Source organism: Methylosinus sp. shoA (genome assembly GCF_059718125.1).
The window spans coordinates 2651592-2664795 of the sequence record NZ_AP046091.1 but is presented as its reverse complement, the minus strand read 5'-3'; the positions used below and the strand labels follow the sequence as shown (position 1 = coordinate 2664795).

At 63.7% G+C, this 13204-nt stretch carries 13 protein-coding genes and 2 pseudogenes; 8 read left to right on the top strand and 7 right to left on the bottom strand.

Annotated features, from left to right (window positions below; all coding sequences use genetic code 11):
- Positions 1–52 precede the first annotated feature (52 nt).
- From AC6IW9_RS12160 to AC6IW9_RS12150, 3 genes are all read left to right on the top strand, one after another.
- Positions 53–310, top strand: a complete 258-nt coding sequence (locus AC6IW9_RS12160) for a transposase (protein WP_497763994.1) — start codon at positions 53–55, stop codon at positions 308–310.
- A 226-nt stretch (positions 311–536) separates the two neighbouring features.
- Positions 537–2246 (top strand): ATP-dependent nuclease, encoded by a 1710-nt coding sequence (locus AC6IW9_RS12155; RefSeq protein WP_497763993.1) that lies wholly within the window; start codon positions 537–539, stop codon positions 2244–2246.
- Positions 2236–3654, top strand: coding sequence for a UvrD-helicase domain-containing protein (locus AC6IW9_RS12150; RefSeq protein WP_497763992.1), 1419 nt, complete (start codon positions 2236–2238; stop codon positions 3652–3654). The genes AC6IW9_RS12155 and AC6IW9_RS12150 overlap by 11 nt, the downstream gene beginning before the upstream one ends.
- 166 nt (positions 3655–3820) lie before the next feature.
- On the opposite strand, the pseudogene AC6IW9_RS12145 reads toward AC6IW9_RS12150, so the two are convergent.
- Positions 3821–3997: pseudogene (locus tag AC6IW9_RS12145) on the bottom strand (DUF736 domain-containing protein); the annotation flags it as partial.
- A gap of 163 nt (positions 3998–4160) precedes the next feature.
- Positions 4161–4463, bottom strand: a complete 303-nt coding sequence (locus tag AC6IW9_RS12140) for a DUF736 domain-containing protein (protein ID WP_476160615.1) — start codon at positions 4461–4463, stop codon at positions 4161–4163.
- A gap of 398 nt (positions 4464–4861) precedes the next feature.
- Between AC6IW9_RS12140 and AC6IW9_RS12135 the strand changes: the two genes are divergently transcribed.
- From AC6IW9_RS12135 to AC6IW9_RS12120, 4 genes are all read left to right on the top strand, one after another.
- Positions 4862–6091 (top strand): tyrosine-type recombinase/integrase, encoded by a 1230-nt coding sequence (locus AC6IW9_RS12135; protein ID WP_497763865.1) that lies wholly within the window; start codon positions 4862–4864, stop codon positions 6089–6091.
- Positions 6085–7005, top strand: coding sequence for a tyrosine-type recombinase/integrase (locus tag AC6IW9_RS12130; protein ID WP_497763866.1), 921 nt, complete (start codon positions 6085–6087; stop codon positions 7003–7005). Before AC6IW9_RS12135 ends, AC6IW9_RS12130 begins: the two co-directional genes overlap by 7 nt.
- Positions 7002–8009, top strand: coding sequence for a tyrosine-type recombinase/integrase (locus AC6IW9_RS12125; protein ID WP_497763867.1), 1008 nt, complete (start codon positions 7002–7004; stop codon positions 8007–8009). The genes AC6IW9_RS12130 and AC6IW9_RS12125 overlap by 4 nt, the downstream gene beginning before the upstream one ends.
- A 331-nt stretch (positions 8010–8340) precedes the next feature.
- Entirely contained in the window at positions 8341–8643 is a 303-nt protein-coding gene (locus AC6IW9_RS12120; protein WP_476160615.1) for a DUF736 domain-containing protein, read from the top strand.
- A gap of 138 nt (positions 8644–8781) precedes the next feature.
- On the opposite strand, the pseudogene AC6IW9_RS12115 reads toward AC6IW9_RS12120, so the two are convergent.
- From AC6IW9_RS12115 to AC6IW9_RS12105, 3 genes and pseudogenes are all read right to left on the bottom strand, one after another.
- Positions 8782–8940, bottom strand: a pseudogene (locus AC6IW9_RS12115) (DUF736 family protein); the annotation flags it as partial.
- A gap of 588 nt (positions 8941–9528) precedes the next feature.
- Positions 9529–9969: a hypothetical protein gene (locus tag AC6IW9_RS12110; RefSeq protein WP_497763991.1), complete on the bottom strand. Its 441-nt coding sequence runs from the start codon at positions 9967–9969 to the stop codon at positions 9529–9531.
- A gap of 142 nt (positions 9970–10111) precedes the next feature.
- Positions 10112–10285, bottom strand: coding sequence for a hypothetical protein (locus AC6IW9_RS12105; protein WP_497763990.1), 174 nt, complete (start codon positions 10283–10285; stop codon positions 10112–10114).
- A 308-nt stretch (positions 10286–10593) separates the two neighbouring features.
- On the opposite strand from AC6IW9_RS12105, the gene AC6IW9_RS12100 reads away from it, so the two are divergent.
- On the top strand, positions 10594–10803 hold the full coding sequence (locus AC6IW9_RS12100; protein ID WP_497763989.1) for a hypothetical protein: 210 nt from the start codon (positions 10594–10596) through the stop codon (positions 10801–10803).
- Between the two features lie 74 nt (positions 10804–10877).
- Here the strand turns inward: AC6IW9_RS12100 and AC6IW9_RS12095 are convergent, their stop codons facing one another.
- Both AC6IW9_RS12095 and AC6IW9_RS12090 read right to left on the bottom strand, forming a co-directional pair.
- Entirely contained in the window at positions 10878–11813 is a 936-nt protein-coding gene (locus AC6IW9_RS12095) for a DUF2493 domain-containing protein (protein WP_497763988.1), read from the bottom strand.
- A 329-nt stretch (positions 11814–12142) separates the two neighbouring features.
- On the bottom strand, positions 12143–13204 hold the full coding sequence (locus AC6IW9_RS12090) for a DUF7146 domain-containing protein (RefSeq protein ID WP_497763987.1): 1062 nt from the start codon (positions 13202–13204) through the stop codon (positions 12143–12145).

Here is a 13204-nt window from a genome sequence, read left to right as displayed (position 1 = left end):
GTGTGATGCTGCGCAGCTAAGTAGGCTTTATGAGCGAGGCTAGCTGCACAGCATGAGTCGGACGACATTGAGCAAGGGTGACGAGCGGCGTCGTCGATGGAGCGAAGAAGACCGGGTTCGGATTCTGGCGGCGTTCGCGGAGCCCGGCGCGGTAGTCGCGGAGGCGGCGCGTCACGAGGATATCTGCACGGGCCTCGTGTATAAATGGCGCCGAGAGACGCGGCGGACACCGAACGTGGGCGCCAGCGGATTTTCGCCGGTGATCATCGAAGCGCCGCCGTCGAACGGCTCCGACCTCGGCGTTATCTAAGTGGAGCTGAAGGACGTCCGGGGCCGCATCGGCGCGTCCCGTGTCGGGACGAGGACAAACCGTGTCTGAATCAGAAGTGACGGATTAGCTGCCGTCGACACCCTGAGCAAACCCAAGTTCGAGTGCGCCACTTTCTCAACGGTTCGTTGTGGATGGCGACCAACTTTCAGTAGTGCCCAGATGAAAACAGCGATAACTATGCTCTAATTTTCACAGGAGGGCATGGGTGGCCCGCATACGTCACATAGCGATCAGGAATTTTCGGTGCATCCAGTCGCTGGATTGGATGCCGTCGCCTGGTGTCAACTGCCTAATTGGCCCGGGGGATTCCGGTAAGTCTTCCGTGCTAGATGCCATAGATTACTGTCTCGGCGCACGACGCAGCATCACGATTACGGATGCCGATTTTTACCGGCTAGATGTCGAACAGCCCATCTCGATCTCGATTACCATTGGCGAGTTGGATGATGCATTGAAGAGTATGGAGGCTTACGGCCTCTATTTGCGTAGCTTCGACGCCCAGACCGGTACAATCGAAGATGAGCCCGAAGTGGCTAGTGAGACGGTTCTCACGGTCAACATGGCGATTGGAAGCGATCTGGAACCCATCTGGACGCTCGTGTCAGACCGTGCTCAAGCTCAAGGTCAGAGCCGATTTTTAACGTGGGCAGATCGCATCCGCTTGGCCCCCAACCGCATCGGAGCGCTGGCCGACTATAATCTGGCTTGGCGTCGGGGGTCGGTGCTCAACCGACTCTCAGATGAACGCGCCGATAACTCCGCCGCGCTTGCGAAGGCTGCCCGTGATGCGCGAGCGGCGTTTGGTGATGCGGCGGAAGAGAAGCTCGGCGAGACCCTTCAGATCGTCACTGATACGGCCAATGAGCTTGGTATTGCCACGGGCGGCAAGCTCAAAGCCATGCTCGACGCTCACTCGGTATCGTTCAGCGGCGGGACTATCGCCTTGCATGGCCCGGACGGGGTTCCCCTCCGCGCTCTTGGTATCGGCTCGACTCGTCTCCTGTTGGCTGGTTTGCAGCGGAAGGCAGCTGCTGAAGCCACTGTCATTCTGATCGACGAACTGGAATTCGGGCTGGAACCGCATCGCATCGTGCGGCTGCTCGGGTCGATCGGAGCCAAGGAAATGCCGCCCCCACTTCAAGCATTCCTGACCACCCATTCTCCCATCGCTCTGAGAGAACTGACCGGGGACCAACTCATCATTCTACGAAAGCGAGACGGCGTGCATCAAGCCAACCGTGTCGGATTGGCCGACGAGGTGCAGGGGACCATTCGGACCCATCCAGAAGCGTTCCTGGCACCAAAGGTGCTGGTCTGCGAAGGCGCGAGTGAGGTCGGGCTGATCCGCGGGCTCGACCTATATTGCGAGACCAATGGGCATCTTTCGATTCATGCCTTCGGCGTCAGCCTAGTCGACGCAAAGGGCGTCTCCAAAATTTACGGCAGAGCGCGCCCCTTCATATCGCTTGCCTATCGAGTAGCCTCCCTGCGCGATGACGATGTCCAGCCTGGTGCCGCCGACGAAGCAGCGTTTAGAGTCGCCGGCGGTTCGGTCTTCTGTTGGCGGCCAAGCCGGGCGCTGGAGGACGAGTTGTTCGCCAGCATGAACGATGCGGCTGTTCTGGCACTCTTGAGCAAAGCCGTTGAATGGCTCGGACCCGACATCGTCGACGCGCAGCTCCGCAATGCCTCTAGCAATTTGTTAGGACTTGCCCACTGTCAGGCAGTGGTCTCGCCTCAGAGCCGTGTTGCCATGACAGTCGCATCGAAGAGCAAACAGAACGACTGGTTCAAGTCGGTCAGCAGATATGAGGAAATCGGTCGCGACATCGTCGGGCCAAACCTTCATTTGGCCGATCCCGCGTTCCGCGCCGTGATCGACGGGCTTTGGAATTGGATGACCGTTGTCGGTTGAGATCGAACTTCTCACAATCGATCGGGGCACGATCACCGCGCCGGCAGGGTGCGGCAAGACGCACCTCATCGCCCATGCTTTGTCCCGGCATACCGGCTCCAAGCCGGTGCTGGTTTTGACGCATACCAACGCGGGCGTGGCATCGCTCCGCGCGAAGCTCGAGCGCGAACGGGTGCCTGTCTCGCGTTACCGCCTGGCGACGATCGACGGATGGGCCATCCGGCTCGTCAACGCATTTCCGACGCGATCGGGCATCAACCCGATAAATCTGGAGCTTCGAGACAGAGGCCGTGACTACCGGGAAATCCGGAACGCTGCCGGACGCCTGCTCAAGGCGGGTCACGTCAACGACATATTAACCGCGACCTATGATCGGCTGTTCGTTGACGAATACCAAGACTGCTCTCTTCGGCAGCACGCAATCGTTTATTACGCCGCCAGTGCCCTACGCACCTGCGTGCTAGGTGATCCCATGCAAGCGATCTTTGGGTTCGGAGATCCGTTGGCGAGTTGGACCGACCATGTCCTGCAGCATTTTCCGCTAGCAGGGCAGCTTCAAATTCCCCAGCGATGGGTTCGCGTCGGTGAAGACGCCTTTGGCGTCTGGTTGCTTCATATGCGCCAGCACCTAGCGGTTGGTGGCGCGCTCGATCTGGGCGCGCTGCCTCGAAACGTGACATGGGTCCAACTCCACGGCGACGACCGCGACCACGAATTACGGCTTGGCGCGGGTCGCATCGCGGCGCGAGCTGATGAGAAGGTCATTCTCATCGCCGACACGCGGCCGGCAGCCCAGAGAGATTTTGCGAAGCACATCCCCGGCGCGGTGACCGTCGAAAACGTCGACCTTACAGATCTTATCGCCTTCGCCGACGGGTTCGATCTCGGTTCTCCCAATTCACTGCGCCAGCTTGTTGAATTCGCCGGTTCGGTGATGACAAATGTCGGCGCGGCAGACCTGCTCACCCGTGTCGAATCCCTCCGAAGCGGTCGTGCACGGCGTGAAGCTTCAAATGCCGAACAAGTCGCGATCCAATTTGCGGAAGCGCCATGTTATCGTGGCGCAGCCGCATTGCTGGGCGCGATTTCCGAGCAGGGAGGTGTGCGAGCGCACCGACCGGCGATCCTGAGAGCCGCTCACAGCATGCTCAAAACATGCGGTGCTTCCCCAGAGATGTCTCCCTCGGATGCCGCAACTATGGTGCGCGAGCAATCGCGTCTTATCGGCCGACCTCTGGCGAAGCGCACGGTTGGGAGCACCTTGTTGCTCAAGGGGCTGGAAGCTGAAATCTGTGTGGTGCTGAACCCGGAACTGATGGATTCAAGGCACCTCTACGTTGCGATAACACGCGGCTCGAAGCGTCTCGTGATCTGCTCCAATCAGCGGGTGATCCAGCCTCGACCATAGGTAGAACTTATCGAAAGTGGCTAGCGCGCCCTCGCGTGAGCGGGTCTTCGAACGGTGCTTCGAGTCATTTTCCGTGTTCGTGGATCGTGGCCGTGCTCGATGAGCAATATTGGGAATTTGCAAGGTGAGCGCCCCACCTGGGTTGGGCGGGGCGCGGCGGTGCTGGTCAGTCGCCGTTGCGGCGGCTCGGGCGGGACCAGATGAGGCTGTAGCCTTCGCCGCTCTCGTCGTCGAACAGATTGGCGAAGATCGGAGCGGTGAAGCTGGGATCGTCCAGCTTGAGGCCGAGATAATCGCGGCCCTCGTTGGAGCGCTTGGACCAGGCGGCGCCGATCTCGATTTTATGCGGTGCACCGCATAAAATCGATTATGCGTAGCGCGCGATTATGCGGAGTCTGGCGCCGGGAGTGGCGGCTTTCCGGGGCTTTGGCGGCGATGTCGCTCCGCATAATAACGGGGCGAAGTCCGCGACGCCCTGCAGTGTGGCAGGGCGTCGCGGGCGCCGATCAGCGCGACCAGATCAGCGCGTATTCGCCGTTCTCGCCCTCGAACAGGTTGGCGTAGATGGGGGCGGTGAACGACGGATCGTCGAGCTTGACCGAGTGATAGGTGCGGCCCTCCTTCGAGGTCCGGCGCCATGCGGCGCCGATCTCGACTCCTGAGACGACCACCCGGAGGTCGGGGGCCTTGTCGCTGGTGGAGGCGGGATCGCTGGGGACGAGGCGCGCCTTGGCGTCGATGGCGAGGGTCTTGATCGCGCCGGTGTAGACGCCATCGTTGCTGCGGGTGAACGAGCCGATCTGGGACATGATGTAGCTCCTCTTGCTGTGTTCCAAGCCCGCGACCATCGCGGCCTTGTGGCGATCAGGAGCCCCGGGACGGCCGCCCCGCACCTGCAAGGCCGCAGCGCCAGCGGAGGACGGCGGGAGCCGAGCTTGTTGTCCCGCGAGGAGCCTCCCGCAGGGAGGCGGGGAAGAAGGTCGTCGACGCTGTTGCGGGGACGAGGCCGGGTCGAAGACCGCATCCTGGGGCCGATCCGCCCACACAAAGGCCCGTTGGTCGCGGCGGCGACACCGCGCCCGAGGAGAACGCCCCCAGCATCGATCAGGCACCGCGCTCGATGGCGATCACCGATCAGCGCGATCGCCGCTTTGGACGTGGAAGCCCACGCTCCAAAGTCCGCCTCCAACCAACGAGGAGGCAAACCGTGCCAACAGGTGTCTATGTAAGGAAGAATGACGTCAAAGACCGATTGCGGGCGGGACTTGCCGCCGATCACGCCGACGATTTTACCGCGTGGCTACGACAACGACGTTATACCGACAAGACGATCGTCGAGCGGATCAGGCTGCTCGCCTGTTGGACACATTGGGCGCGCGAGAAGGGCTATGCGTTCGACACGGTCCGCGCCGCGCACGCCGCATCGTTCGCGCTGATCAATGCGGGATATCGCCCGCGCTTCCGAGGCGACGTCAACAGAGACGCCGTCGAGACGGGCAAGCTGTTCATCGCCTATCTCGAAGATCGCGGCGCCCTGCCGCCGATGCCAGCGCTCTCGAGGCCGCCAATCGTCGACGAGTATATGACATGGGCGCGTGAACAGCAGGGGCTGGCCGAAACGACACTCGCCACATACGCCGGCGCGATCATCCCGTTCGTCGCCGCGCTCGGCGACAACCCGTCCGCCTATGACGCCGCGGCGATCCGGGGCTACATGTTGGGCCGCGCCGGCTCCGTTTCGGTCTCACGCCTCAATTGTATTGGTGGTTCGATCCGCGCATTCGTGCGCTTCCTGATCGCGACCGGTCGCTGTCCGCTGGGGCTCGACCACGCCATGCCACCCGCGGCGGAGTGGCGGCTCGCTTCGATCCCGCGCTTTCTTCCCGAGGATGACATCGCGCGCGTTATCGCCGCGTGCGACGGGGAGCGGCGACTGCGCGACCGCACGATCATCCTGCTGCTCGTGCGGCTTGGGATGCGCGCCAGCGAGGTCGCGCGTCTCTGCTTCGACGATATCGACTGGCGACAGGGCAATATCAGAGTGCATGGCAAGGGGCGTCGCGAAGAGCTGCTACCGCTTAGTCAGGAGGTCGGCGATGCGCTGATCGCCTATCTCAAACGCGCGCGTCCCGCGTTCCCAGGCTCACGTGCGCTGTTCCTAACCGACTATGCGCCGCTCAGGCCCATCGACCGCGGCACGATCAAATGCGTTGTGCGGCGCGCACTCGGACGCGCGGGAGTCGAGAGCCGACACAAAGGCGCGCATGTGCTGCGACACTCGGCGGCGACATCGATGCTGCGGCACGGTGTTAGCCTTGCTGGCGTGGGTGCGGTGCTACGCCACCGCTCACCCGCGATGACCGCGCACTACGCCAAGGTCGACATGACGCTGTTGGCGACGATCACACAGCCCTGGCCGGGAGACGCGTCATGCTGATCGACGATGCTCTCCGCTATGTCGCGCTGCGCCGGTCGCTCGGCTTCAAACTCGAAAAGACCGCACGGCATCTCGACGCGTTCACCCGCCATGCCGTGGCCAATGGCGACAGCCATATCCGCACCGCGACAGCGCTCGCTTGGACGGCGACGGTCTCTTCAACGCCGGACATGCGCTATCGCCGGCTTCAGGAAATAGCCGACTTCGCGCGGTTCCTGCACGCCGAGGACTCGAGGCACGAGATACCACGGCATCGTCCGTATTATCGTCCGCGCTCGCGACCCGCGCCGTATATCTACACGCCTGACGAACTGGCGCGGATGCTCGACGCCGCCGCAAATCTGCGGCGTCAAAAGCCCAGCCCTCTCAGGCGACACGTCCACGCGACGCTGATCGGCCTGCTCGCCGCGACCGGGCTGCGCGTCTCGGAAGCCCTGAATTTGCGACTCGGCGATCTGCTGCCGGACGGCGTGCTGCACATCCGCCAGACGAAGTTCAACAAAAGCAGGCTTGTGCCGATGCACGCAAGCGTTGTTGCAGCGCTCGACGCCTATCTGCGCATCCGGGCGACAGTCGCGAGTGTGGATGATCATGTGTTCCTGACGGTCGGCGGCAAACCGATGGGGCTCGGAGCGGTACATGCAGCCTTCCATGTGATCCTGGACAAGGCCGGGATCGCGCCGGATCGACCACGTCGCCCGCGTATCCATGACTTGCGCCACACCTTTGCGACGCGCGCGTTGGCGCGATGCGCCATGCGCCGCGAGGATGTCGCCCGCGACTTTGTGGCGCTCTCGACCTATCTCGGGCACGGCCATATCCGACACACCTACTGGTATCTGGAGGCGACGCCCGACTTGATGGGCGACATCGCCGCGGCCGCCGAAATGCTGGCTGCGGAGGTGATCGTATGACGCCGATCGCACCGCTCATCACCGTGTTCCTCCGCGAGCACATGCCTCGGCAACGCGGGTACAGCGCGCACAGCTGCGAGGCCTATGCGACTTGCTTCCGACTCTTGCTGACCTTCGCCGCCGATCGCCTGAAGACGCGGCCATCGCGGCTTACGCTGGAAGCGATCGACGCCGCGATGGTGCTCGCGTTCCTCGCTCATATCGAGCAAGATCGCGGCAACAGCGCGGCGACGCGCAACCTGCGGCTCGCCGCGATCAAGGCGTTCATGCGCTACGTCGAACTTCAGCGCCCGAGCGCGTTGGCGCAGGTCGCGCAGATCGATGCGATCCCGGGCAAGCGCCATGATCACAAGCTCATCCGGCATCTGACGATGCAGGAGGTGCGCGCCATCCTCGATGCGCCGGACACTTCGACCCGGTCGGGGATCCGCGACCGGGCGATGCTGCACCTGTGCTTCGCCGGCGGCCTGCGTGTCTCCGAACTGGTCGGGATGACGATGAGTCGCATCATTCTGCAACCCAGCCCCAGCATCCTCGTGTTCGGCAAGGGGCGCCGCGAGCGCAGCCTGCCGCTCTGGAAGGACGCCGCGCGTGACGTTCGCGCCTGGCTCGCAGTGCGTGGGAAGCCGCAAGCGCCCGAGCTGTTCGTCAACGCGCAAGGCATGGCGATGACGCGGGCCGGGTTCGAATATATCCTCGAAAAACATGGTCGGGCCGCTGCACGACAATGCCCCACGCTGGTTGATCGCGCGCTGTCGCCACACCTGTTGCGGCATAGTTGCGCGGTGCTGATGCTCCAGGCCACGCGTGATATCCGCAAGGTCGCACTGTGGCTCGGTCATGCCGATATCCGAACCACTGAGATCTACCTCGGGATGGATCCCTCCGAAAAGCTCGAGGCCGTCGAAGCGGTGCTCCCGCCCGCGTTGCGACGTGGTCGGTTCAAAGCGCCTGACGCGTTGATCGCATCGCTGATGGCCGATGCGCACACGGCGCCGACATGAGTGCGGACGGCGGGCGTCCGCGATTGTTGCGGCGACGGCATGATCGGGGATGTCTCCTCGGGCGCGGTGTCGCCGCCGCGACCAACGGGCCTTTGTGTGGGCGGATCGGCCCCAGGATGCGGTCTTCGACCCGGCCTCGTCCCCGCAACAGCGTCGCCAACCTTCTTCCCCGCCTCCCTGCGGGAGGCTCCTCGCGGGACAACAAGCTCGGCTCCCGCCGTCCTCCGCTGGCGCTGCGGCCTTGCAGGTGCGGGGCGGCCGTCCCGGGGCTCCTGATCGCCACAAGGCCGCGATGGTCGCGGGCTTGGAACACAGCAAGAGGAGCTACATCATGTCCCAGATCGGCTCGTTCACCCGCAGCAACGATGGCGTCTACACCGGCGCGATCAAGACCCTCGCCATCGACGCCAAGGCGCGCCTCGTCCCCAGCGATCCCGCCTCCACCAGCGACAAGGCCCCCGACCTCCGGGTGGTCGTCTCAGGAGTCGAGATCGGCGCCGCATGGCGCCGGACCTCGAAGGAGGGCCGCACCTATCACTCGGTCAAGCTCGACGATCCGTCGTTCACCGCCCCCATCTACGCCAACCTGTTCGAGGGCGAGAACGGCGAATACGCGCTGATCTGGTCGCGCTGATCGGCGCCCGCGACGCCCTGCCACACTGCAGGGCGTCGCGGACTTCGCCCCGTTATTATGCGGAGCGACATCGCCGCCAAAGCCCCGGAAAGCCGCCACTCCCGGCGCCAGACTCCACATAATCGCGCGCTACGCATAATCTACTCGGCCCACGTAGACGCGGTGGCTGGGCGCATTCTCGCCGGAGCGGGTAGTTTCGGGGACGATGCGAACATTCTTGGCCTGGACGGAAAGGGTGACGATTTCGCCGGTGAACTCGTTGTTGCCGGTCTTCTTGAAGGTGCCGATGGTCGCCATTGGAATTCTCCTCGATCTGAAGTTCCGAGCCCGCGCCATTGCGGCCTCGATGGCGATCGAAGGGCCGGAGGCGATCGACGCGGCATCGCTTGCGACCGCAGCGTCAGCGGAGGATGGCGCAAGAGCGACTTTGTTGTTTCGCGAGGAATGACGGCGCAGCCGGCAGGGGAAGAAAGTCGATCGGCGCCATTGCCGCATAGGCGATCGAGGCGCAGCCGGCCTTCGGCCAGATCCGCCCATCAAAGAGGCCATTATGGAGCGCTCGGCCTGACGAGCATCGGGGAGAATTCGGCGACCGCATGCGACCGCAAAGATTCGGCGACGAGTGCCGACGATGATGATGATCCTCTGTCCGGCTTCAAAATTTCGTCGTCGTCGCTTCCGAGCGCATATCGAAATGCCTCCCGCCCCGCTGATTGTCGGACGACAATGAGATCGCTCTCGCCAATGGATTGCTCCGATGAGCATCACAATTCGACCGGCTCGCCACGACAATTCGAATTCGCCGCCATCATAGCCGCCGTGTCACGACGATGAACTCGGAGATATGCAGATCGACATGCGCCCATGGGAGCAGCTGCAACGGCGTCAGGCCCGCGCGAGACGCGTTTCTTCCCGTCCCGGCGGGGCGGTTCCGGTGATGCGGATCAAAGCGCTGATGCCGACCGCGACCGCGCCGACGAGCGAAAAAATCATCTGCCATGTCGTGGAGGGCATAGCCATCTGGGCAATTCCGTGCGTGGCGTAATAGCCGGCGACCGTCGCCGGCGCAGCGTAGACGAGCACGACGGCGAGTCGGAGCCAGGTCCAGGGAACGAAAGCGAGCGCCAATTGCCCGACGCCGAATGTCACGCCTGCGGTGATGACGCCAACGACGGCGCCGCCGAGCCAGCCGGCGCCAGTATGAAAAGCCCAGGCGCCGATCGTCAGGCCGGCATAGAAGGGGAGCGCGAAGACGGCGAGCGTGAACAGCAGCCAGCAGAAGAAGCCGATGCCGGCGATGACGAGCAGAGGTCCGAAGATGATCATAGCGGTGGTCTCCGTGAGACAAAGGTCTGACGAGCGCGCCTTCCACCACCGCCGCAGCGCAGCGGCGAGCCTAGCCGGAAAGATGAGACAGGGCGAGCGAAAATCCCTGCGGGATTTTCGTCGCTCGTGGTGGCAGATTCCTTCATGATTGGAAGGGATCGAACTCGTAAACAATTGCGGCGGGATCGCCGTCGTATTCGGTCGACGGCATGACGCCGTAGTCTCCCGCGCCGTCATGGAAGACGACGACGCAGATCATGAGGGTGTTCGCGAGGTCCCAACCGCGAGCGTGGGCGAAGGTGAGGTTTCGAGACATCGATCGGCTCCTGTGCTGTGGCGGGGGCCATCCCCGCGCGACAGGCGCCCGATGTGTCCGGCCGATGGCCGCGATCACCGCGCAGGTGAAGCCGAAGCGGCGGCACGCTCGCGTAGCCGACCCCTCGTGGGTTGATGGCGTTAGGCCGTCGGGCGGATAGAGGATCAGCGCCGATCAGAGCGGGGTGGCGCTCGCCGACAGGAGTCGATTGCTTCGAAATCATGAAGCCCGGTCGCGGATCGCGCGAACCTCGTCTATTGTCGGCCGACCACAGTGCATCTGCAGAGCGAACGGCTCGGGAGGTCGGCATGGCGGAGTTCACTGGACGAGATCTCCATCTCGTGAAGAAGGCGCTCGCCATCGCGGCGCTGGCGATCGAGCGGCAGCCGGGGCCGTTTCAGTCCGGCTCGGATTTGAGCGACATGAAGGCATTGCTCGATGAGATCATCGAGAACGATACGGAATTGGCGTATTACGCGCGCGCGGCGAGGATCGCCGTGCTCGGCGCGCCCGACTGAAACAAGGCTTTACGCAAAGGCGGCGACACGCTTTTGCGTTTCGGCGCATTTCCGGCTCTGATGGTCGGCGGCGCTCACGCGCCGCCTGCGCCGAAGCGCCAAACCGGAATACCGAGCTTGCGCGCCTTGTCGGCGAGGTTTTCCTGGATGCCGGTTCCCGGAAAGACGATGACGCCGATCGGCAAGACCTCCAGCATTGCGTCGTTGCGCTTGAAGGGCGCCGCCTTCGCGTGCTTGGCCCAGTCGGGCTTGAAGGCGATCTGCGGAACCTTGCGGTGATCGGCCCAGCGGGCGGCGATCCGTTCGGCGCCTTTCGGACTGCCGCCATGCAGCAGCACCATGTCGGGATGCTTGGCGTGGACCTGGTCGAGCTTTGCCCAGATCAGGCGATGGTCGTTGAAGTCGAGCCCGCCGGTGATGGCGATCTTCGGACCGGGGGGCAGCAGCACCTCGTTTTCGGAGCGCTTCTTCGCCGCGAGAAAGTCTCGGCTGTCGATCATCGCCGAAGTGAGATTGCGGTGATTGACCATTGATCCGCCGCGCGGTCGCCAGGACGATCCGGTGTGGCGCTCATAATGCTCGGCGGCGTGATCGCGCATCAGCTCGAATGCGTCCCGGCGCTCGAGGTGAGTCTGCCCTTCTGCTGTGAGTCGCTCCAGCTCGACGGATTTCACCTCGCCGCCATCCTGCTTGCGCTGCGAGCGGCGTTGCGCCTGTTCATTGTCGTCGAGCTCGCGCTCGATCCGCTCCACGGCGCGGTGAAAGACATTGACGGTCGACCAGAGCAAGTCGCCGAGATCCGGCTCGAGGCGGGTGTCCTGCAATGCCGCGATCAGCGCGTCGAAGATGTCGGCGACGGCGCCCGAGACGATGCGCCCTTCTGGCAATGGCCTCGGATCAGGTTCGTCCTGAAAGGGGCGATAGCCGTAGAGCTGGAGTTCCTGGAGGATATGGTCGGTCGGGGATGACGCGTGCGGCTCGTTGCGGTCGTCGTCGCGATCGGTGATCATGGCGCTTCCTTTCGTCGGATCGACCGCGCCCATCGCGGCCTTCATGGCGACGAAAGCGGCGGGCGGAGCGGACCTGCACCCGCAGCGAAGCGAAGGGCCGGAGCGCAGCGGAGGACGGCGGAGGCCGGCTATTTTGTCTCGCGATGGAAAGCGGCCGCAGGCCGCGCCGGAAAATAGCCGGCAGCAGCCGTTGCCGATCCGAGCCGCCTGCCGATCGATCGCCCTCTGAAGAAGGACGTGGGGGCGGACCTCTCCGATAATTCAGGAAGCGTCATCATTCTTCGAGACGTGAATCCGCCGGCAGCGAGCGTCATCCCTTCAGCCCGCGCCTATGTCGTCAGCTCCATGAAGCGCGCGACGTCTTGCGGGGCGATCTGCACACGTACGGCCGCCCGGAGCGCATCGAGTCCGAGCAACCGCAGATCTTCGTTGAAGTCGCCCAGCGCCGGAGACAGCACGATCGTCTCGATCCCGATCTGCTGCGCCCGGTCGATCAGCGCCGTCACCGCGCCGTCGCCGGCCGGATCATCGTCGCGCGCGATATAGAGCCGGCGCAATGTGTCGGAGAAGAGGATGGCGGAGAGATGCGCCGCCGAGAGAGCCGCGGCCATCGGCATGGTCGGAAGCGCCGATCGCAGCGACAGAACGGTTTCGACGCCTTCGCCCGCCGCCATCACCTCACCCGCCACGCCAAAACGGACCGCATGGCCATTGAGATCGCCCATCGCCCGCCTCGGCGTTTCGATCGGCGCCTTTCCGAGCGTCGTCTCCGAAAAGCCGCGAGGATCGAGCCAGGTGCGATGCACGCCTGTCAGGCGCCCGTCGAGGTCGGTCACGGAGGCGATCATCGCCGGCCAGATTTCGGTCGGGGAATGCTCGTCCGGCCGGTGATAGCATTGTGGATGAAAGCGGAGCGATGCGGTTTCGTGCAAAGCCGTAATGCCGCGATTGCGCAGATACGCTTCTGCGAGAGTCCCGGAAATCGGCTGCGACATAGCGAAGAGCCGCCTCGCCGACTCCCGCGAGTCGACAGGCACCGAACGTGATCTCGTCCTCTTCGTCATCGGCGGCGACTCCCGACGCGGCAGTCTCAGGAACAAGCGCGCCTCATCGACAGTGTCCTTGAAATCGGTGAAGCCGCAACTCTCCTGGATGACATCGAGCAGATCGCCGTGCTCGCCGGTCGCGGCGTCGGTCCATTTGCCGGCGGCGCCCTTGCCGCTCTTAGTCCCGATCAGCCGGACGAACATGGAGCGACCCGGCGTGTTCCGAACATCGCCCACCAGCCAATATCGGCCTTCGCGATATCCATTGTGGAGATAATGATGGCACACCGCCTCGGCCTGACGGCCGAGACACCGCGCGAGATCAGAGGCGTCGGGACGAGTCAT